The sequence below is a fragment of the Streptococcus sp. genome (assembly GCF_041802885.1).
In the GTDB taxonomy this organism is placed as follows: domain Bacteria; phylum Bacillota; class Bacilli; order Lactobacillales; family Streptococcaceae; genus Streptococcus.
The window spans coordinates 1-18,847 of the sequence record NZ_JBHCHN010000066.1; the positions used below are offsets into that span (position 1 = coordinate 1).

The window sequence follows — 18,847 nt, forward strand, 5'->3', positions numbered from 1 at the left end:
GACAGCAATAGTGATGAAAAGATTGTACCCTTTCCTCAATTTGGGGAGCAAAGCGCAGCCCCCCAACTTCCTGGAGCAGTTGTTTGAAATCCCTGTCGCCATGTCGGTAACCTTTTTTTTCAAAAAAGAGGTGATAATGACAGAGTTCATGGCGGACTATCTTGCGAAAAAGATCCAGACCATGTGCTTCTAACATCTTTGGATTGAAATCCAGGTGGCCGTCCTTAGGAAAGAAACGGCCTCCCGTTGTCCGCAGACGGGAATTCCACCTCGCTTCATGCCGAAAGGGGCTGCCAAAATCCTCCCTAGACACCTCTTGAACGTACTCAGTCAGATTCACGGGGAGCCACCAGGGTCAGATTGACCTTTTCACGCACGGTATCTAGCTTGTGAACCCAGACCGTGACCAAATCACCCACGGACACCAGCTGACTTGGGTGCTTGATAAAGTTCTTGCTCATATTGGAAATATGAATGAGGCCGTCTTCGTGGATACCGATATCTACAAAGGCACCGAAGTCCACTACGTTGCGGATCACCCCTTCCAACTTCTGACCAATCTGTAAATCCTTGAAGTCCAGAACATCCTGACGAAGGACAGGGGCTGCAAAGTCATCCCGCAAATCCCGGCCAGGTTTGAGAAGGTCTGCCAAAATATCTTTGAGGGTTTCCTGGCCCAGACCCAGCTTTTCAGCCGTTTCTACTACCTGCACCGCACGCAGGCTAGCCTGAGCCTGCTCATCCAGGACAGTAATGCCCAGCAGCTTAAAGAGCTCTTCAACAGCCCCATAGGACTCTGGGTGGACTCCCGTATTGTCCAGGAAATTATCCCCATTTGGAATCCGCAAGAAGCCTGCCGCCTGCTCAAAGGCCTTGTCCCCCAGGCGTGGCACTTCCTTCAGCTGCTCTCTGGTTTTCAAGGCTCCCTTTTCTTCGCGGTACTTGACAATATTTTCAGAGATAGTCTTGTTGAGACCAGCGATATGGGAAAGAAGGGCGGAGCTGGCAGTATTGACATTGACACCGACTTGGTTGACCACTGTATCGACGACGAAGTCCAGTCCTTCTGATAATTTTTTCTGGTTGACATCGTGCTGGTATTGGCCGACACCGATGGATTTTGGATCGATTTTAACTAGCTCGGCCAGAGGATCCTGGAGCCTGCGGGCGATGGAGATGGCGGAGCGTTTCTCTACCGTCAAATCTGGAAATTCATGACGGGCCAATTCGGAGGCGGAGTAGACAGAGGCCCCACTTTCATTGACGATGACATAGCTCACATCCGGAAAATCTTGCAGAATTTCAGCCACAAAATTTTCTGATTCCCGGCTGGCTGTTCCGTTTCCGATGGCAATGATTTCCACATCATATTGGCCCAAGAGGGCTACCAAGTCTTCTTTGGCCTGGGCAATCTGCCCAGCTGATGCTGGTTTGACAGGATAGATGACCTGGGTGGTCAAGAGTTTTCCGGTCGCATCCACCACAGCCAATTTGGCTCCTGTCCGAAAGGCAGGGTCAAAGCCCAGCACCGTTTTCCCCTTAAGTGGAGGAACGAGGAGGAGGTTTCGCAGGTTCTCAGAGAAGAGACTGATGGCTCCTGACTCGGCGTCTTCTGTCAACTCTGTCCGGATCCGTCTCTCCATAGCTGGCAAAATCTTCTTTTTCACCGCCTGGGAAATGGCTTCCTCGATATAACTATTTTTCTGAGGGAAGCGGATGGCAAAGAAACGTAAAATCTTGTCCAGATTGTGCTCAAAGGATATTTTGAGTGCACCAATCTTCTCTCCGCGGTTGAGGGCCAGAGTTCGGTAGCCCTGCATCTTGCTGACCTTTTCTGAGAAATCATAGTAGATTTGGAAGACCAATTTTTCATCCGCTGCCTGGTCCTTGAGGTTGGATAAGATAGCGGAGTGCTGTAAGATTTCCTGATAGGTCCAGGCTCTCAGCTTGGTATCCTCAGAGATAGCCTCTGTCAGAATATCCACTGCCCCTGCTAAACAGGCTTCTGGAGTCTCAAAGCCTTCACAGACAAAGGCTTGCGCCTCCTTTTCCAAGTCAGGCAGATTCTGCAGAATAAGGCGGGCCAAGGGAAAGAGCCCTGCTTCGCGGGCGATGGTGGCCTTGGTCCGGCGTTTTTCCTTATAAGGAAGATAGAGTTCCTCCACATCCGCCAGTTTCTCAGCCTCTTCAATGGCTTTTTTGAGCTCAGGCGTCAGCTTGCCCTGCTCCTCAATCTTGGCCAGAACAGCCTCCTTGCGCTCAGCCAGAGCGGTCAGAGACTTGTCCAGATCGATGATGCCCTTAATGACCACCTCATCCAGATTACCCGTGGCTTCCTTGCGGTAGCGGGCGATGAAAGGGATGGTGTTGCCTTCGGCCGTTAGGGCCAAAACTGTATCGATTTGTTTTAAACTGACACCCAAATCTTGGGAAATTTTTTCATATTTTTTGTCCATGAAACTATTATAACATAAGACCAGTTTGACGCTAGCCAGGACTTGGTATAAAATGAAGATAAAAATGAGGGAGAAAGACAGATGGACTGGCGAGTGTTGGAAAGATTGGAAGAAGAGGGCTTGGTAGGCTATATTGAGCCACATCTTGTGGAATCGGAAGAGCTGTCTGAAGAGGAAGAGCTAGTGAAGGCAGATGACTTTGCCAGAAGGATGCTCAAAATCATTCTTGCCCTTCTCATGGCTTCAGAGTCCTATCACTTCTTCCAACTCAAGCAGGAGGACCTAATCCCCTTGGCAGATTGGAGCCAAGAAGCCTTATTGGAGGTCATCTATGCCGCCCTGACCAAGGAAGGTTGGCCAGTTTATCTCTTCCTGCCAGAGCAGACCAGTCTTTTGGTGCTGGATAATAGCCAAGCATGCCCGGTCTACTCGCTGAATGAGGCCTGGCTGGAGAAACTGACAGCCCTGCTGGACCAGGAGGGTTTGTTGATGACAGACTAAAAGAGCCGAGAAAACATCTCGGCTCTTTCTTGACCTCCCAATCATGGTCTTATTTTGTAAAATCAGTCTGCTTGGCTAGGCGTTCGATGACCATGGCCCCGACTAAGAGGGATGCCAACTCACCCACACCGGTTGTGAACCAGGTAAAGAAAAATGGTAGTTGGTAGAGGATAGTCAACTCAAGGGCGATGGTAAACATACTGAGGGCAAAGAAGATGGAAAAGTAGAGAAAGGCCTTGTTAAAAAGTCCACCTAGAATACGCTCATTCATATATTTTTTAAAGAGGATGACACCCAGAGTCACAAAGACCAGGGTAGAGCCTCCGCCAACAAAAACATCGATCAACTCAAAGCTGTAAAAGTTGGCAATCATACAACCGATGGTGACTGCGATAATGTACTTGGGATTATAAAAGGCAAGGAAATTGAGCATTTCTGACACCCGAAACTGATAGGCCCCGTATGCGATGGCATTGAGGGGTGGGGTCAGGGTCAGGGCCACATAGAGGGCCGCAACTAAAGCAATCTGGACCAAATCCAGGGCTGTCCATTTTTTTGTATTCATTTGTTTCTCCTTTGGCGGCTGAACCGCTTGTAATATGCTTGGCTAAAGGGAGGAAGTGCCAAGGGTTGCTGTCGCAACGTTGACTAGTATAGCATATTTGGAGAAGAAATGGGAGTATTTTTGCCAAAAAATGGAAAAAGCCTGCAATCAGGCTTTTCTATATGTCCACTGAAGGGTCTTGGGCCGTCAGGTGGGTTATTTGTCCAGTCACTCCAAAATAGTCTTGGATGAGCTGGCTCAGGGCCTCAATGGCTTCCAGGGCCCTTTCTTTTTGGTTGGGATTGATGGCTTCAATGACCAAGACCGCATCTCTAGTCTCTTCCGTCAGCATGGTTCGCTGGGCCTCCCGCCAGTTGAGACTGCGGCAGACCGCCCCTGCCTCATCGTAATAGATGATTTCCTCAGGTAGGGCTGGGGCATCCTCTTCTGCTCCCAATGGGAAAAAGGCTTCGCCTCCCTTGGCCTTGCCCAAATGCAAATCGCCCTGAATAGCGGCCACATCTTCGCCACCGCAGGGCAGGGCATAGGTCAGAGAAATGCTGTTGTAGAGATCGACCAAAGGATTGATAGGGCGAAATTCTCGGCCCTGACTGACCCGTTTGAGCAGGGCTTCGATGGAGGAGCGGACCCCCTTTTTGGTCTTGAATCGACTAAAGGCCTCCCGCCACTCCTGAATCACCTGATTCTGGGTAAAGGCTTCATCAGGTATAAAGGCCAGGGCCTTTTTGCTGGCTTTATTGAGCAAATCCTGAAAATAGGGCTCCTTGCTCTCATCCAACTGATTATTCAAGCCCTTGACCGACAGGACCGAAATCTGCGCATCTGGAAAAATTTCCCAGAAATTCTCATCTACAATGACTTTCATAAAAAGCTCCTTTCCGCGTACAGTATCTTTTCACCTTAATATCCTTTTTAATTATAAATAAATTTGCTTGCTAATTTATAGACCTGGTTGATTTCTTTGCTAGCTAATTCCCAGCTGTTGAGTTCAGCCTCAATTAACTCTGGAAATTTCTTGCTAATATCTCTTAAAGCATTTCCAACCGATTTTCTAACATAGTCGCTCATATCTTCTTTCAAAGAAGCAATTCGTTTAATAGCTTCTTTTGGATTTTCTTTGAAATATGGTCTACTTGTCCATATTCTCAGACCTTCTGTAACTGCTCTCCTTGTATTAGGATTGCCACTTTCTAGCCATTCATCAATAATCGAAAGTGAGTTTTCATAACCGTTTTTCTTACAAAATTCATCAAATGCTTTTGCTAATACTTCTTGAACTCTCCAATTATCATCTTTGGAAACTTCATCTCTCATAAATATTAGAATTTTTTCATCTGCTGATAAGTATCCAAATAGAAAAACACCGTACATTCTAACTTGATATACATTAGATTTATAAGCTAAAAATGCCAATTTTTTGTTATATTCATTATCATTGGATTTATAATCAGCAAAGGCTCTTTTTTCTTCCTCTTTAAACCCATTTTCTATCAAAGAAAATTCTTTTTCTAGATTTGAAATATATTTATCCAAGTTCCTTTACCTCCTCAAATACTATCTGTGTTCAATATCATTCTACCCTAATGAGTTAACTTTCTCAAGCCAAAAAAAGCAAGCCTGAACAGCTTGCTGGTTTAGTTAGAATCTTCGGGTATCTCTTCTTTATCCTTATTATTGTCCATATTGCGAAAGCGGGCCTTGATGCGGTTGAGGATGGAAACGACATCTCCATCTCGGGTGTAAAATTCATCTACAAAGAAACTTTGAACAGTGGCATTGAGGACGGCTCCTGTAATCAAGATATTGGCCATAAAGACAAACCAGAGCATGAGAACCAAGATGACCACCGAGGTCACGAAACGAAAGTCCATGAGTCGGTCCGCATAGGCGTTGACATAGATGGCAAAGAGGTTTCCGATGGTGCCCATGACCACCATGACAAAGATGGCTCCTGGCAGGACAAAGCGGATTTTCTTGATGCGGATATTGGGCAGGAAAAAGTAGAGCATGAGCAGGGCCAGGAAAAGGGCTGCATAGACGATAGGTGTTGTCTGATTGGCCAGGTCTAGGTAAACAGCCTGATCCAAGTCCAAAAAGCGCTGTAAGGTCTGTAAGACCGTTTTTCCAAAAGCAAGTACCAGAACACTGAGCGTAATAATGAGCTGCAGACCAATCCCTAAAAAGATGCCGACGATATGACTGATGATAAAATCTCGGTGCTCCTCTACTCCATAAGCCTTGTTAAAGGCCTTTTGAAGAGCAGACATGGACCTGGAAATAGCCCAGAGGGTCGTCACGATGGAAATACCCAGCCATGAAGAGGAGGGCTGAGTCAGCGCTGAGGACACTAGTCCTGCTACTGTCGGATAGAGTTTTTCTGGGAAAAGATCCTTTAGAATGACCAATATCTGGTTGACATCAAACTGGAAGTAAGGGAGAAGACTGGCCAGCAACATGAGGGCTGGGAAAATGGAGATGATGATATAGTAGGCAGAAGCCACACTAGTAATATCAATATCTGCAGATACATATAGGGAAAGAAAGGTTTTGAAAAATTCTTTGAATTTAGATGGTTTTTCTTTCTTTTTCATCAGTTCTCCTTTCTTTCAGCGCTCTCTTCCTTATCCAAAAACAGTTCCCTTAATGAGTGACCTAGTAGGTTCCTTCTTCACCTTGACTGGTTAGGATACGGGGTCCATCCTTTGTGATGACAAACTGGTGTTCGTATTGGCAGGACAGGCCTCCGTCGATGGTCTTGTGGGCCCAGCCGGTTTTCAGGTCGGTGTCAATTTCCCAAGTGCCTGTGTTAATCATAGGCTCAATCGTTAAGACCATGCCTTCCTTGAGACGCAGGCCTCTTCCTGCCCGTCCAAAGTGCGGTACCATAGGTTCCTCGTGCATGGTTGGGCCAACACCGTGGCCAACCAAGTCACGAACGACTCCATAACCGCGGCTTTCAGCGTATTCTTGGATGGCCGCACCGATATCACCGATTCGATTGCCGACTTGGGCCTGTTCGATGCCGATGTAGAGGCATTCCTTGGTCACATCCATCAGGTCTTTCACTTCTTGGGAGACAGTTCCTACTGCGTATGCCCAGCAGGAATCCGCTAGACCACCTGTGTAATCAACAGTGTATTTTTTCATGAGAGCGATATTGTTGAAGTCCAGCTTGGATACATCCAGGACTGACTTGTCCAGGGGTTCACTCAAGACCATATCCACCTTGAGCAGATCTCCCTCTTTCAACTTATAATGGCGAGGAAAGGCATGGGCCACTTCGTCATTGATGCCACAGCAGGTCGCATAAGGATAATCCATCATATGACCATCCACACCGATTTGGAGGGGGAGGACGTTCTCATCCTTACAGCGTCTGCGGACATATTCTTCCACTTCCCAGAGGTCCAAACCTGGCTTGATGAGGTCGCGAAGTCCAATATGAATGCTGGCCAGGAAATCTCCAGCCCGATCCATTGCTTCAATTTCTCTTTGAGATTTAATAGTGATCATGTATTTCTCTTTCTACTTCTTGTAATATGGTTTTGGTCAGGTGGTAGTGCCGATAGGTCCGCATCTTATGGCTGTAGCGATCGCTTCCCTTATACTGTCTGAGGAGGACAAAGCCAGCCTTTTCAGCAACTCGCTGGCTGGCCCTATTTTCCAAATGAGCAATGATACTGATATCGGTCAAGCCCAGCTGATAAAGGGCCAGAAAACTGATATTCTTGACGGCCTCTGTGGCTAGACCCTGACCCCAATAGTCCCTATGGAGGAAATAACCTAATTCAGCCTGTCTAGTCTGCTCGTTTAATCTTTCAAAGGAAATGGCTCCTATCAGCTGCTGGGTTTCCTTGGCTATAATCGCCCATTTACCCAGTGGAGTTCTCATAAACATCTCCACCATCAAATTTTCGGCCTCTTCTTGACTGGTTTTTACAGGAAAGATAAAGGCTAGATTATCAGGATTGGAAACAATCTGGTAAAAAGCTTGTCCATCTGCGGAAGTAAAGGGCCGCAAGAGTAGATGCTTTGTTTCGAGACTGGCATAGGCGGCCAGTTTTGTCCATATCGTCATAGGCTTCCTTTATGAAAAAAGAGTGAGAATCCCCAGAAATACCTGTCTCTTCCCACCCAAGTTCGAATAGCTTATTCTTCCACCAACTGAATATCCGCACCTAAGTCCGTCAATTTTTCGATGATATTGGAATAGCCACGCAGGATAAATTCGACATTGGTGATTTCAGTTTGACCTTGGGCCATTAGACCTGCGATAACCATGGCTGCTCCAGCGCGTAAGTCTGTCGCCTTCACCCTTGCACCAGTTAGATTATTTGGTCCTTGATAAGCAATATAGTTGCCTCGGGTAGTAATCTGTGCTCCCATTTTTGCCAACTCAGCTACATGCCCAATCCGCTTTTCGTAAATGGTATCGATAACGCGCCCATTACCTTTTGCCTTAAGCAAAAGCGGAGTCAGAGGCTGTTGCAAGTCTGTTGCCATTCCCGGATAAGGTGATGTTTTGATGGACACTGCCTTGAGTTGATCTTGTTTTTCGACAAATACACTGTCTTCCGAGATGGTCATACGAACACCCATTTCTTCCAGCTTGGCAATATAGGACTCTAAGTGTTCATAGAGGACATTGTCAATCTGGATACCGTTGCCAACTGCTGCGGCTAAAGCGATGTAGGTCCCAGCTTCAATCCGATCAGGAATGACCTGATGACGTGTTCCATGAAGTCTGTCCACCCCTTCAATAATGATGACATCTGTACCAGCACCCCGAACGCGGGCTCCCATGTTGTTGAGGAGGGTCGCCACATCAATGATTTCTGGCTCGCGGGCCGCATTTTCAATAACTGTTCGACCTTTGGCCTTAACAGCAGCCAACATGGTATTGATGGTCGCTCCAACACTGACAGTGTCCATGAAAATATGAGCACCGCGGAGCTGCTTATCGTTAGCTACCAAGTGCATGTTGGAGCCCTCATAGGTCATGCTGGCTCCCATGGCTTCAAAGGCCTTGATGTGTAAATCAATGGGACGTGGTCCCAAATCACAGCCACCTGGCAAACCAACGATGGCCTGACCAAAACGACCTAACAAAGAACCGTAGAAATAATAAGATGCCCGAAGGCTATTGATCTTCCCAAAGGGCATAGGCATGTCCTGGACACCACGCGGATCAATCTCCAAACACTCTCCATCACGGCGGACACTTGCCCCCATCGTTTCCATTATGTCAATCAAGCTGTCAACGTCTGAAATGGCAGGGACTCCATCCAAGGTTACAACCCCGTCTGCCAGGATAATGGCTGGAATCAGGGCAACAACTGAATTCTTTGCCCCACTGACCGTCACTCTTCCTTCTAACGGTCGCCCACCATTTATGATGATTTTTCTCATACGAATCATTCTCTTTCTCATTTTCGCCAAAAAGGCATACGATTTATTGTATCACAATGGCTGAAAAATTGCTAGTAGAGTTATTTAAATAAGCCACATAGCCTCTTCCAAGATGGGGCTGCAGAAGAAAGAATGAAAACACGCTTGCTGACCTGTTCAAGCGCGTTTTTTGTTTATTCTCTTCCCTTGTATTGTAGACATTTTTCCTTAAATTGATTATCTAATTGTGCAATATCCTGGAGGATGTCTGCGAGCGAGATGAAATCCTCCCGCAAGCTAGCCAAATGTACCTGCCCGAACAGGTCAGCCATCTTTTCTTTCAAGACTGCTCTTTCAAGATCGTGTTTTCGGAGGAAGTGACTCAGATAATTGCTTCTTGCAGATGCTAATCTGAATGAAAAGAAGTCATGCAGTTGCTTTTGTTGCGAATTAAGACCATGGCTTCGAATAGAATCTGCATAGGCTTGTATCACATTGCTTTGACTAGATTCGTAGCGCTTTTTCATGGTTAGAGAGAGTTTATGATAAATCTCCGCTGGACTTGGAGTTTCTGCTCGCCGCAAATTCCCCCACATGGAAAAGGAACCTCTCTTATAAGCGATTGATTCTGCCTGCCAGGCGGGCAAGAAATCAGTAAAATTCATCTGCATGCAGGGATAGCCAGCTGGGTCGTGGAGACAGAGTTCATCCCCAATCGAATCATAGATGGTGACAAAATGATCTACCTCTTTTAGATATCCATGATTGGGGTTGTAGGTCAGATGCCCCATATCCAGAGGACCGACAATGACAGGCCCATTTTTCAATGAAGAAGCCAAGTTTTCTTTTATATTGACGATATCCATTTCATCAGAAGGTCTCAAGTAATACTCGTCATATTCAAATCCCAGCATTTGCAAACAGTTGCTAATCGAAATATCCGGTTCACCATTGTCAAAGAAAACAAGGGGATGCTTTGGGTCATCGTTTAGAAAACTTGCCCCGTTTCCCATAGCCATCAAGGCTTCCAAATAGGGAGGTTGAAAATCATAACCATTGGCATGCAGGACCATGGCCACCGAATGTGTATAGCAGAGGGGAATATCCCCGTAGTAAAGCTGCATGTGCATCGCTCCTTCCCCTATTTGACAATGGGAATCCAAAGTTCCATTTCATAGTCAGGGCTATCCATATCTCCTTCTGCATAGACTTCAAAGTCTGGAGCTCCGGAATGGCGATAACCTGTTTCAGGGAAGAAGATTTCCAAAACATACTTCCAAGCCTGATGAATGGAACCCGGAATGGGTCCTTTAACTGGGATGATGGCATATTCTGCTGCCTCAATTTCCAAGATATTCAGGCCCAATGCTTTGGCTTTTCTCTGATCGGTCACATCATAGCCAGCCATGTAGTTGATAATTTCTCCTTCTTTGACATCTGAGCAGACACCATAAGATTGGCCATTTCCAAGACTGGCCAGCGTTTCAAAAGACTGTTTTTCAAAAAGCTGATTCCAAGCAGAGGGACACAGGCTATTGTCGATAGCTTCTAGCAAGACGCCAGCCACAGCAAAGGCCGGTTTTTGTGCAATTTTGATATCCATATTTTTTCCTCCTGTGATTTTCAAGGATAGTTGCAGGGTCGGAAAAACCTTATAGGCACTTCCGCTCCTAACCTGAGAAGGTGTCACCCCATGAAACTTTTTGAAGGCCGCACTAAAGGCATCGGCCGAATCGTAGCCGTATGTTAGAGCGATGTCAATAATCTTGGCAGATGTTTGGGTCAAATCATGGACCGCTTGCGAAAGCCTGCGATTTCTCAGGTACTCTGCCAGGGTCATATCCGCCAAAATGGAGAAAAGCCTACTGAACATGGCATAGGGATAGCCAGACAGCTGCTGGATTTTCTTCGGATCCATTTCCGAATCCAGAACAGTCTCCAAATATTTCATGGTTTGATTAAAATGATGCATCATCTTCTTCACCTCTCATAGACAGTATAACAGAAATCACATTGGCCTGCCCCAGATTTTTTGAACAAAGATAATGGGATTCTGATTGTAAAAAACACCGCCCCAGCAAAGCTGGAACGATGTCCTGACGATCTTATTTGGTCGCTTCCTTCAAAGCCTCTACCTTGTCCAATTTTTCCCAAGGCAAATCAATGTCGGTCCGGCCCATGTGCCCATAGGCCGCAGTTTGTCTGTAAATCGGGCGATTGAGGTCCAGCATTTGGATAATGCCTGCTGGACGGAGGTCAAAAATCTGACGGACAGCTGCTTCAATCTTGCTTTCAGGGACCGTATTGGTGCCAAAGGTATCCACCCGTACAGACACTGGATGGGCCACACCGATGGCGTAGGCCAACTGCACCTCTGCCTTGCTGGCTAAACCTGCTGCCACGATATTTTTAGCGATATAACGAGCAGCATAGGAGGCCGAGCGGTCTACCTTGGTCGCATCCTTACCAGAGAAGGCACCGCCACCATGGCGGGCATAACCGCCATAAGTATCGACGATAATCTTACGACCTGTCAAACCAGAATCCCCTTGCGGGCCACCGATGACAAAGCGGCCGGTTGGATTGATGAAATACTTGGTTTTTTCGTCCAGGTATTCAGCAGGAATGACTGCTTTGACGACTTTTTCTATCACATCTTGATGAATTTGCTCATTGGTCACATCTGGATCGTGTTGGGTCGAAATGACAACCGTATCCACTCGAGCTGGTCTTCCATTCTCATCATACTCGACGGTCACCTGAGACTTGGCATCTGGACGTAAGTAGGAAATGGTGCCAGCTTTGCGCAAATCAGCCAATTTTTTCACCAGCTTATGCGAAAGCGAGATAGGCAGTGGCATGAGTTCAGGCGTTTCATCCACCGCAAAACCAAACATGAGCCCCTGGTCACCGGCTCCAATCAAATCCAGTGGATCTTGACTGTCATCCTCACGCGCCTCCAAGGCTTCATTGACCCCTTGGGCAATATCAGGCGACTGCTCAACCAATGACGGATGAACCCCGACAGATTCTGCCGCAAAACCGTATTCGCCCTTGGTGTAGCCAATTTCCGCAATGGTATCGCGCACCACACGGTTAATGTCCACATAGGCTGTGGTTGAAATCTCTCCAAAAACATGGACGCTTCCGGTATAAACAGCCGTTTCAGCAGCCACATGGGCCTCCGGATCCTGGGCCAAAATGGCATCCAAAATCGCATCGGAAATCTGGTCTGCAATCTTATCCGGATGCCCCTCCGAAACAGACTCAGACGTGAAAAGTTTACGTTCTGACATAAAAATGTCCCCCTTAAAATAAATTGTTACCAAGGTTACAAAGCACCGACTGAAAGAAGTGACTCGGGAAATGTCAAAGACATCTCGCAAAGCTGTTCCAGAATTTGCGAGTTGTCGAAGACAAAGAGCAAAGCACTCCTTCAGTCGCCTTTTCGGGACTTAATAACCTCTCTATTGTACCACAAGTTAGCAAGAAAACTGGAAATCATTGCTATTTTTTAAAATAGAAGAACATATCTTCATGTTTTCCTTAAATAAACTCCGCGTCTGCAATAGCTTGCTTGACTTGTTCAAGGGGAAGATGAACAAGCTCACAGCCTTTTTCATTATACAGGTACTGGGCATAGTCATCCATACGGTATGGATTGATATAAACCACCCGCTTGCAGCCTACTTGCAAAAGTTGCTTGGAGCAGTTCAGGCAAGGAAAATGGGTCACGTAGGCCGTAAAACCTTTGGGAATCCCACGCTCAGCACCCTGCAAGATAGCATTGACTTCAGCATGAATGGTCCGCACACAGTGGCCATCCACCATGAGGCATTCTTGATCCAAACAGTGCTCCGTTCCAGAAACAGAACCATTGTAGCCCGTCGCAATCACCTTGTTGTCCTTGACCAAGACTACTCCGACCTTGGCCCGTTTGCAGGTTGCCCGATTGGCAATAAGTAGGGCTTGGGCCGCAAAATATTCATCCCAGGCTAAACGATTTGTTGACATAATCCACCTCACAATTCTTTTTGACCATTATACAATTTCTGAGCCTATAAACAAAGTGAAATTTGCATTTTCCTCCAGTAATATCGAGAATTTCCGACAAATTTTCTTTCCTTTTGGCTTAACTTCCTTTATAATAGGAGGAGAAATCGAAAGTTAGGATAGAATATGAAATTAGATGATTTAAAACAGAGTAATCGTGTCGAGGACCGTCGAGGCCAGTCTGGCTCCTCCTATGGTGGCGGTTCATCAGGCGGCAATGGTATGGGCGGACTTTTGGTGCAACTGCTTTTTTCAAGAGGTAAAGGCAAATGGATTATTATCGCAATCTTGCTCCTTAGTTTCTTTGCTGGTGGTGGTCAGTTGGGTGACTTGATTGGCCTCAACAGTTACCAAAGCAGTTACGAAAAAAATTACACGCCTTCAACGGTTTCCGATGAGGATGCCATCTTCATCAGTAAGGTCTTTGCTTCCACGGAAGAATTTTGGACCCAGGAATTTGAAAAAGAAGGCCTGACCTACAATCCACCGACTCTGGTCATCTATGACCAATCGACACCGACAGGTGGCTGTGGAATGGGTTCGGCCAGTGCAGGTCCCTTCTACTGCCCAGCGGATAACAAGGTATACATTGACCTGACTTTCTACCAGGACCTTTCGACCAAGTACCAAGCAGCTGGGGACTTTGCCATGGCCTATGTTATCGCTCATGAAGTCGGCCACCATGTCCAAAATGAGCTGGGAACCATGGATGCTTACAACCAAAAGCGGCAAGGTCTGTCTGAAAAAGCAGCCAACTCCCTCAATGTCCGCCTGGAATTGCAGGCCGACTATTACGCTGGTGCCTGGGCCAATTATGTTGAGGGTCAAGGTCTACTAGAAGTCGGCGATATCGAAGAGGCCATGAGTGCCGCCCACGCTGTCGGCGATGATACTTTGCAAGAAGCAGCTTATGGTACCACGGTTCCAGACAGCTTTACCCATGGCACATCCGAGCAGCGCCAAAAATGGTTCCAACGCGGCTACCAATACGGCGACCTTCGCCATGGCGATACATTTTCGGGAAATATTTAGGTGAATCAATGAAAGAAAAAGTCTATCAACCTCAGCCTGAACACAGTGCCAAAATCATGGGATCAGGTGGTTTAGAAGTCCTAGCCACCCCAGCCCTTGTGGCCTTTATGGAAAATCTGGCCTTTGAAGCTCTCCAGGAACAACTGTCTCCTGAAAAATCTTCGGTCGGAACCCAAATGATTATAGACCATCTGGCCCCATCCTTGACTTCTCAAGCCATTCACATTCAAATCACTGATTGGCAGACAGAAGGCCACAAATACACTTTCCATCTCCAAGCCCATGTTGGTAATCGCCTCATTGCCACCGCCCAGCATAGCCGCTTCGTGGTAAATGTTGAGCGCTTTTTAGGAAAATGTTCATAAAATTAACCGCCCCGGAATCCGAGGCGGTTTTTTCATAGAATCTACTCCACCATGGCCGATTTTAAGTAGACATCGACCATTTGTTCTGTGGCCTGGACTGAATCCAGATGAGTCCGTTCATAGGAATGGCTGGATTCGATACCAGCTCCAAGAAGGGCATGGCGGACATCCGCCCCAGCCCGCATGGCTGCTGAGGCATCGGAACCATAGTAGGGATAAATATCCAACTTGTAAGGAATCTGATGGTATTCAGCCAGGGCAACCAAGTGTTGACGCAGTTCATAATGATAGGGGCCCGAACCATCCTTGACACAGATGGAGACCGTGTATTCATCCGTCTGCTGGTCATCGCCCATGGCTCCCATATCGACTGCCAGGTACTCGACAACTTGCTTGGGAATACTGGAATTGGCCCCGTAGCCGATTTCTTCATTGTTTGAAAAATAGAAGTGAGTTGTATATGGTAGCTCGATGCCTTCTTCCTTGTAGGTTTTGAGCAGGTGGAGGAGGATGGCGGCCGACACCTTGTCATCCAAGTGGCGGCTCTTGATAAAGCCCGTTTCTGTGACTACCGTCCGAGGGTCAAAGGAGATAAAATCCCCCACTTCGATGCCTAAAGCCCTAGTTTCTTCGGCTGTCTTAACCTTTTCATCCAGACGAATTTCCATATTGGTCTGGTTGCGCTCCGCGGTGCTGGCATCCTTGTAGACATGGACTGAGGTTTGGTGCATAAGGATGGTTCCTGTATAGGTCCGTCCATTTTTGGCCACATGGATCAGGCAATTTTCCCCTTCGATAGAGGGGTAGCCAAAGCCACCTACCAGGTCCATCTTGAGACGGCCGTCAGCCTTGATGGCTCGAACCATGGCACCCAGAGTATCCAAATGGGCTGTCACCATGCGATGCTGGTCCTTATTGATTCCTGGAACAGTGACCAGGATACCGCCTTTAGGAGTTTTGCTAGCTTGGTAACCAAAGGACTCCACTTCGGACTGAATGTAGTTCATAATGGCTGCTGTATAGCCTGTTGGTGACGGGGTAGTAGTTAGTTTTACAATATAATCAAGGGTCTTCATCTTTTCTCCTCCAAAACAGTTGGTCAAATCCTATTCTACCATTTTCAGCAGCTTTTTTGCTATAATGGACCTATGAAAACCTACGAAAAAATCTATTACACCCTTTTGGAAAAACAGGATTATGTGAGCGGAGAGGACCTGGCCCAGCAGCTTCAGGTTTCCAGAACTTCCATCTGGAAGGGCATTCAGACTCTAGAAAAAAAAGGTCTGGTCATCGAATCCGCCAGACACCATGGCTACAAGCTCCTCGAAGGGGATTTGCTGGTGCCCAGCCAGCTCAGCCAGGACTTAAATATCCCCGTCTTTTACCATGACCAAAGCCAGTCCACCCAGATGGACGCCAAGTTGGGGATTGACCACAACCATCCAACACCTGCCCTCTATCTGGCTCCCCATCAAGAAGCGGCCAAGGGCCGCTATGGCAGACCCTTCTATGCTGCCAAAACAGGGGGCATCTACATGAGCCTACACCTGGCACCAGATGTTCCCTTGACCGAGTTCAAACCCTATACCATTCTAGTGGCGGCTGCCATTGTCAAAACCATTCAGGAACTGACCCAGCTCCCCGTTCAAATTAAATGGGTCAATGATATTTATCTCCAGGGCAAAAAAATTGCTGGAGTCCTGACCGAGGCCATTTCTTCCATGGAGGCCCAAACGGTGACTGATGTTATCATTGGCGTTGGCATCAACTTCCATCTGCCCAGCTTTCCAAAAGACTTGGCCAAAAAAGCCGGTAATCTTTTCCAAGAAAAACCGACCATCACCCGCCAAGAGCTGATAACGGCAATCTGGAACAATTTCTTTCAGTCCTCAGAGGAGGAATTGATGGCCATCTATAAAGAAAACTCACTCGTTTTAGGGAAACAAGTGAGCTTTGTCCGGCAGGAAAAAACCTATCACGGCCTGGCCACCCAGGTAACGGATGCTGGTCATCTGGTGGTGCGCCTCGAGGATGGTCAGGAAAAGATCCTCTCCAGTGGAGAAATCAGTCTTTCTTCTTGGTCAGATTTTCCACCACACGAATAAAGCGGCTGACCCGATAGGAAAAATAAAGATTGCGGGCCACAATAGCCCCGTAAAGGCTAGCCCAGAGATAGGAACCTGCCAGGATGGATTCATTCATCCAGTAGGTGGCCAGGCCCGTTATCAAGGCTAGAAAGATAAATTCTGGTATTCTCATACTTCTAGTATATCAAAAAATCAGCTCGAGGGCTGATTTTTGCTTTCTTTAGTCCTCCAAAATCGTCGCCTCATCGGCTAGAAATTGGAAGGCTTCGGGCAGGTCATTGGCTGGCGCTTCTTCCACCACCTCTTCTTCCTTGCTGCCACGAGCCTTGGCTGAAAATTCAGCCCGGATGTGGACCCAATCTTCCTGGGCAATAGCCAGGATTTGGGGTGAAAAACCAGCGGCCTGGCTGAGAATATTGCCAAAGAGGATATTGAGATTGTCCCGCTTCATGGTCTGCTCGGCATTAAAGGGTGAATCAAAGGCCAGAATGGCATGATTTTCATTGGCCGCCACAGGCTGAGAACCGCTGAGCAGGGCCTTGTCAGCCCCCGACAGGCTTTCGATGACTTCTCCCCAGGCATTTTGCAGGCGGGTCAAATTTTCTCTGGCCTGATGGGGATTTTCCATGGCCTCTTGGAGGATGGTGTGGATCCGATTGGTATCAAGGCGATACTTCTTAGGCTGCTGGGGCTGGCGTGATACAGGCTTGGCCTCAGAAGGTTTGGCGGCTCCTTGGGCCAGCTGTTCTTGGAGCTGGGCTACCTGGCTCTTGAGCTGGGCGATTTCTGCCAGGAGATTTGCCGGTAGCTTGCTTGTAGCACTTGAGCTTTCAGGGGCATCTGCCAGCCGGATGGTCATCATCTCTGCATAGATTTTGGGCTGTGGACTGGTCTTGATATCCTGAAGTCCCGTCGTCACCCGCTCAATCATGGCAAAGATTTGCTCTCTGGAAAAGGCTAGATTTTCCTCAAAAACTGGGCTGACATGGGTATTTTCCCCACCCGTCTGCACCATGAGCAGGTCTCTTAGGTAGTAGAGCAGGTCAGTCGCAAATCGGCTCATGCTCTTGCCATTGTCAAAAATGATTTGGAGCTGTTGGAGGGCCTGAGGGACATCTCCCTGACGGATAAAGGACACATAATCATCCAAAGCCCGCAGGCTGATGGAGCCTGTTATCTCTTCTGCCGTTTCCAGAGTCAACTGATTTTCAGCCGTTAGACTGAGGGCCTGATCCAAGATGGAAAGAGCGTCCCGCATCCCGCCTTCGGCCCGTCTGGCAATCATACTGACGGCTTGCGGATCATAGCGGACACCTTCCTTGTCCAGAATGGAGGCTAGGTGGCGCTCAATATCCTGAACCTTGATGGACTTGAATTCAAAGCGCTGGACCCGCGAGAGAATGGTGGCAGGAATCTTGTGCAGTTCCGTCGTCGCCAGGATAAAAACCACATTCTCCGTCGGTTCTTCCAAAGTTTTCAAGAGGGCATTGAAGGCTCCCATGGACAGCATATGAACCTCATCGATGATGTAGACCTTATACTGGGCCAGGCTAGGCGCATAGGTGGACTTGTCTCTGATGTCGCGGATTTCATCAACCCCGTTGTTAGAGGCTGCGTCAATCTCGATGACATCTTCTAAACTACCTTCTGTGATGGCACGACAGATATAGCAATCATTACAAGGCTCCCCACCCACTTGATGGGGGCAGTTCATAGCCTTAGCAAAGATTTTGGCAGCAGAAGTCTTCCCCGTTCCCCTCGGACCTGAGAACAGATAGGCATGGCTGATTTTTCCCTGCTCGATGGCCTGACGAAGGGTGGTGGCGACCACCTCTTGGCCCACCATTTCCTCAAAGGTCTGGCTGCGGTACTTGCGATAAAGGGCTTGATACATTAGCTTTTCTCTCCAAACATAGCAAAATTCCAGTCGGTTTTTTCAAGCAAAAGGGTAACAAATTGTTCCAGATACTCTTGGTCAATGGCATCATAATCGGTTTTCAAGCGGGAATCCAAGTCCAAAACGCCCAAGAGTTGACCGTCTTTTATCATGGGCACCACGATTTCTGACATGGCCGCCGCATCGCAGGAAATGTAATTGGCATGGCTGGTCACATCGTCCACGATGATGGTTTTCTGGGTCTGGGCAGATTCTCCGCAAACGCCCTTACCTAGGGCAATATGAACGCAGGAAACCCCGCCTTGAAAAGGCCCCAAAATCAACTCCTCCCCATCAAAGAGGTAAAAGCCTGTAAAGACCGAATTTGGCAGGGCTTGGTTGAGTAAGGCTGAAGCGTTGGCTAGATTGGCCAGGGCATTGGATTCACCCTCTAGGAGAGCCTCCAGCTGGGCCAGCAAGAGCTGGTAGTTTGAAATTTTTTCTGAATGTGTCATGAAACCATT

General features: G+C 47.5%; 21 protein-coding genes and 1 riboswitch. Of the genes, 4 read left to right on the forward strand and 17 right to left on the reverse strand.

Going from position 1 to position 18,847, the window contains the following annotated elements:
- Both ACEYCN_RS08705 and ACEYCN_RS08710 read right to left on the reverse strand, forming a co-directional pair.
- Positions 1-340 (reverse strand): SprT family protein (locus ACEYCN_RS08705; protein ID WP_373713892.1); only part of this gene is annotated, 340 nt, incomplete at its 3' end.
- Entirely contained in the window at positions 327-2,456 is a 2,130-nt protein-coding gene (locus ACEYCN_RS08710; RefSeq protein ID WP_373713893.1) for a Tex family protein, read from the reverse strand. The genes ACEYCN_RS08710 and ACEYCN_RS08705, both read right to left, overlap by 14 nt.
- Before the next feature lie 81 nt (positions 2,457-2,537).
- Here ACEYCN_RS08710 and ACEYCN_RS08715 point away from each other — a divergent pair, with 81 nt between their 5' ends.
- On the forward strand, positions 2,538-2,957 hold the full coding sequence (locus tag ACEYCN_RS08715; protein ID WP_373713894.1) for a hypothetical protein: 420 nt from the start codon (positions 2,538-2,540) through the stop codon (positions 2,955-2,957).
- A 49-nt stretch (positions 2,958-3,006) separates the two neighbouring features.
- On the opposite strand, the gene ACEYCN_RS08720 is transcribed toward ACEYCN_RS08715, so the two are convergent.
- From ACEYCN_RS08720 to ACEYCN_RS08770, 11 genes are all read right to left on the reverse strand, one after another.
- A complete protein-coding gene (locus ACEYCN_RS08720; protein WP_373713895.1) occupies positions 3,007-3,522 on the reverse strand; it encodes a QueT transporter family protein in 516 nt (171 codons plus the stop codon).
- Positions 3,520-3,618: riboswitch (PreQ1 riboswitch) on the reverse strand. Its footprint overlaps the gene before it by 3 nt.
- 61 nt (positions 3,619-3,679) lie before the next feature.
- A complete protein-coding gene (locus ACEYCN_RS08725) occupies positions 3,680-4,387 on the reverse strand; it encodes a B3/4 domain-containing protein (protein WP_373713896.1) in 708 nt (235 codons plus the stop codon).
- Positions 4,388-4,434: 47 nt separating this feature from the next.
- On the reverse strand, positions 4,435-5,055 hold the full coding sequence (locus ACEYCN_RS08730) for a DNA alkylation repair protein (protein ID WP_373713897.1): 621 nt from the start codon (positions 5,053-5,055) through the stop codon (positions 4,435-4,437).
- A 101-nt stretch (positions 5,056-5,156) separates the two neighbouring features.
- Complete coding sequence (locus ACEYCN_RS08735; RefSeq protein ID WP_373713898.1) at positions 5,157-6,113, reverse strand: YihY/virulence factor BrkB family protein; 957 nt, start codon at positions 6,111-6,113, stop codon at positions 5,157-5,159.
- 61 nt (positions 6,114-6,174) lie between these two features.
- Positions 6,175-7,035 (reverse strand): methionyl aminopeptidase, encoded by an 861-nt coding sequence (locus tag ACEYCN_RS08740; RefSeq protein ID WP_373713899.1) that lies wholly within the window; start codon positions 7,033-7,035, stop codon positions 6,175-6,177.
- Positions 7,022-7,600 (reverse strand): GNAT family N-acetyltransferase, encoded by a 579-nt coding sequence (locus tag ACEYCN_RS08745; protein ID WP_373713900.1) that lies wholly within the window; start codon positions 7,598-7,600, stop codon positions 7,022-7,024. The genes ACEYCN_RS08740 and ACEYCN_RS08745 overlap by 14 nt, the downstream gene beginning before the upstream one ends.
- A 71-nt stretch (positions 7,601-7,671) precedes the next feature.
- Complete coding sequence (locus ACEYCN_RS08750; protein WP_373713901.1) at positions 7,672-8,931, reverse strand: UDP-N-acetylglucosamine 1-carboxyvinyltransferase; 1,260 nt, start codon at positions 8,929-8,931, stop codon at positions 7,672-7,674.
- 173 nt (positions 8,932-9,104) lie between these two features.
- Positions 9,105-10,034, reverse strand: a complete 930-nt coding sequence (locus tag ACEYCN_RS08755; protein ID WP_373713902.1) for a DNA repair protein RadC — start codon at positions 10,032-10,034, stop codon at positions 9,105-9,107.
- A 17-nt stretch (positions 10,035-10,051) separates the two neighbouring features.
- The gene (locus ACEYCN_RS08760) at positions 10,052-10,885 is read right to left on the reverse strand and encodes a GyrI-like domain-containing protein (protein WP_373713903.1); all 834 of its coding nucleotides are present in this window, start codon (positions 10,883-10,885) and stop codon (positions 10,052-10,054) included.
- 130 nt (positions 10,886-11,015) lie between these two features.
- The gene (gene metK / locus ACEYCN_RS08765) at positions 11,016-12,206 is read right to left on the reverse strand and encodes a methionine adenosyltransferase (RefSeq protein ID WP_373713904.1); all 1,191 of its coding nucleotides are present in this window, start codon (positions 12,204-12,206) and stop codon (positions 11,016-11,018) included.
- Between the two features lie 250 nt (positions 12,207-12,456).
- Positions 12,457-12,924: a cytidine/deoxycytidylate deaminase family protein gene (locus tag ACEYCN_RS08770; protein ID WP_373713905.1), complete on the reverse strand. Its 468-nt coding sequence runs from the start codon at positions 12,922-12,924 to the stop codon at positions 12,457-12,459.
- Positions 12,925-13,089: 165 nt separating this feature from the next.
- On the opposite strand from ACEYCN_RS08770, the gene ACEYCN_RS08775 reads away from it, so the two are divergent.
- Both ACEYCN_RS08775 and ACEYCN_RS08780 read left to right on the forward strand, forming a co-directional pair.
- Positions 13,090-13,995 carry a neutral zinc metallopeptidase gene (locus ACEYCN_RS08775; RefSeq protein WP_373713906.1) on the forward strand — a complete coding sequence of 302 codons (906 nt, stop codon included), beginning with the start codon at positions 13,090-13,092 and terminating at the stop codon, positions 13,993-13,995.
- An 8-nt stretch (positions 13,996-14,003) separates the two neighbouring features.
- Positions 14,004-14,360: a thioesterase family protein gene (locus tag ACEYCN_RS08780; RefSeq protein WP_373713907.1), complete on the forward strand. Its 357-nt coding sequence runs from the start codon at positions 14,004-14,006 to the stop codon at positions 14,358-14,360.
- A 41-nt stretch (positions 14,361-14,401) separates the two neighbouring features.
- On the opposite strand, the gene ACEYCN_RS08785 is transcribed toward ACEYCN_RS08780, so the two are convergent.
- Positions 14,402-15,436 carry a M42 family metallopeptidase gene (locus ACEYCN_RS08785; protein ID WP_373713908.1) on the reverse strand — a complete coding sequence of 345 codons (1,035 nt, stop codon included), beginning with the start codon at positions 15,434-15,436 and terminating at the stop codon, positions 14,402-14,404.
- Between the two features lie 72 nt (positions 15,437-15,508).
- Here ACEYCN_RS08785 and birA point away from each other — a divergent pair, with 72 nt between their 5' ends.
- Entirely contained in the window at positions 15,509-16,465 is a 957-nt protein-coding gene (birA, locus tag ACEYCN_RS08790; protein WP_373713909.1) for a bifunctional biotin--[acetyl-CoA-carboxylase] ligase/biotin operon repressor BirA, read from the forward strand.
- Here the strand turns inward: birA and ACEYCN_RS08795 are convergent.
- Genes ACEYCN_RS08795 through ACEYCN_RS08805 form a run of 3 tightly spaced genes read right to left on the reverse strand, consistent with a single transcriptional unit; the run spans position 16,425 to position 18,838 of the window.
- The gene (locus ACEYCN_RS08795; protein ID WP_373713910.1) at positions 16,425-16,619 is read right to left on the reverse strand and encodes a DUF3272 family protein; all 195 of its coding nucleotides are present in this window, start codon (positions 16,617-16,619) and stop codon (positions 16,425-16,427) included. The genes birA and ACEYCN_RS08795 overlap by 41 nt on opposite strands.
- A 48-nt stretch (positions 16,620-16,667) precedes the next feature.
- Positions 16,668-18,341, reverse strand: a complete 1,674-nt coding sequence (dnaX, locus tag ACEYCN_RS08800; RefSeq protein WP_373713911.1) for a DNA polymerase III subunit gamma/tau — start codon at positions 18,339-18,341, stop codon at positions 16,668-16,670.
- Complete coding sequence (locus ACEYCN_RS08805) at positions 18,341-18,838, reverse strand: GAF domain-containing protein (RefSeq protein ID WP_373713912.1); 498 nt, start codon at positions 18,836-18,838, stop codon at positions 18,341-18,343. The genes dnaX and ACEYCN_RS08805 overlap by 1 nt, the downstream gene beginning before the upstream one ends.
- Between the last annotated feature and the right edge of the window lie 9 nt (positions 18,839-18,847).

Bases quoted from the DNA above. Each gene is read 5' to 3' on its own strand.
- ACEYCN_RS08740 (WP_373713899.1), bottom strand. From the start codon at position 7,035: ATGATCACTATTAAATCTCAAAGAGAAATTGAAGCAATGGATCGGGCT.
- birA (WP_373713909.1), top strand. From the start codon at position 15,509: ATGAAAACCTACGAAAAAATCTATTACACCCTTTTGGAAAAACAGGAT.
- ACEYCN_RS08745 (WP_373713900.1), bottom strand. From the start codon at position 7,600: ATGACGATATGGACAAAACTGGCCGCCTATGCCAGTCTCGAAACAAAG.
- ACEYCN_RS08780 (WP_373713907.1), top strand. From the start codon at position 14,004: ATGAAAGAAAAAGTCTATCAACCTCAGCCTGAACACAGTGCCAAAATC.
- ACEYCN_RS08725 (WP_373713896.1), bottom strand. From the start codon at position 4,387: ATGAAAGTCATTGTAGATGAGAATTTCTGGGAAATTTTTCCAGATGCG.
- ACEYCN_RS08775 (WP_373713906.1), top strand. From the start codon at position 13,090: ATGAAATTAGATGATTTAAAACAGAGTAATCGTGTCGAGGACCGTCGA.
- ACEYCN_RS08710 (WP_373713893.1), bottom strand. From the start codon at position 2,456: ATGGACAAAAAATATGAAAAAATTTCCCAAGATTTGGGTGTCAGTTTA.
- ACEYCN_RS08795 (WP_373713910.1), bottom strand. From the start codon at position 16,619: ATGAGAATACCAGAATTTATCTTTCTAGCCTTGATAACGGGCCTGGCC.
- ACEYCN_RS08770 (WP_373713905.1), bottom strand. From the start codon at position 12,924: ATGTCAACAAATCGTTTAGCCTGGGATGAATATTTTGCGGCCCAAGCC.
- metK (WP_373713904.1), bottom strand. From the start codon at position 12,206: ATGTCAGAACGTAAACTTTTCACGTCTGAGTCTGTTTCGGAGGGGCAT.
- ACEYCN_RS08735 (WP_373713898.1), bottom strand. From the start codon at position 6,113: ATGAAAAAGAAAGAAAAACCATCTAAATTCAAAGAATTTTTCAAAACC.
- ACEYCN_RS08805 (WP_373713912.1), bottom strand. From the start codon at position 18,838: ATGACACATTCAGAAAAAATTTCAAACTACCAGCTCTTGCTGGCCCAG.
- dnaX (WP_373713911.1), bottom strand. From the start codon at position 18,341: ATGTATCAAGCCCTTTATCGCAAGTACCGCAGCCAGACCTTTGAGGAA.
- ACEYCN_RS08755 (WP_373713902.1), bottom strand. From the start codon at position 10,034: ATGCAGCTTTACTACGGGGATATTCCCCTCTGCTATACACATTCGGTG.
- ACEYCN_RS08785 (WP_373713908.1), bottom strand. From the start codon at position 15,436: ATGAAGACCCTTGATTATATTGTAAAACTAACTACTACCCCGTCACCA.
- ACEYCN_RS08750 (WP_373713901.1), bottom strand. From the start codon at position 8,931: ATGAGAAAAATCATCATAAATGGTGGGCGACCGTTAGAAGGAAGAGTG.
- ACEYCN_RS08720 (WP_373713895.1), bottom strand. From the start codon at position 3,522: ATGAATACAAAAAAATGGACAGCCCTGGATTTGGTCCAGATTGCTTTA.
- ACEYCN_RS08715 (WP_373713894.1), top strand. From the start codon at position 2,538: ATGGACTGGCGAGTGTTGGAAAGATTGGAAGAAGAGGGCTTGGTAGGC.
- ACEYCN_RS08760 (WP_373713903.1), bottom strand. From the start codon at position 10,885: ATGATGCATCATTTTAATCAAACCATGAAATATTTGGAGACTGTTCTG.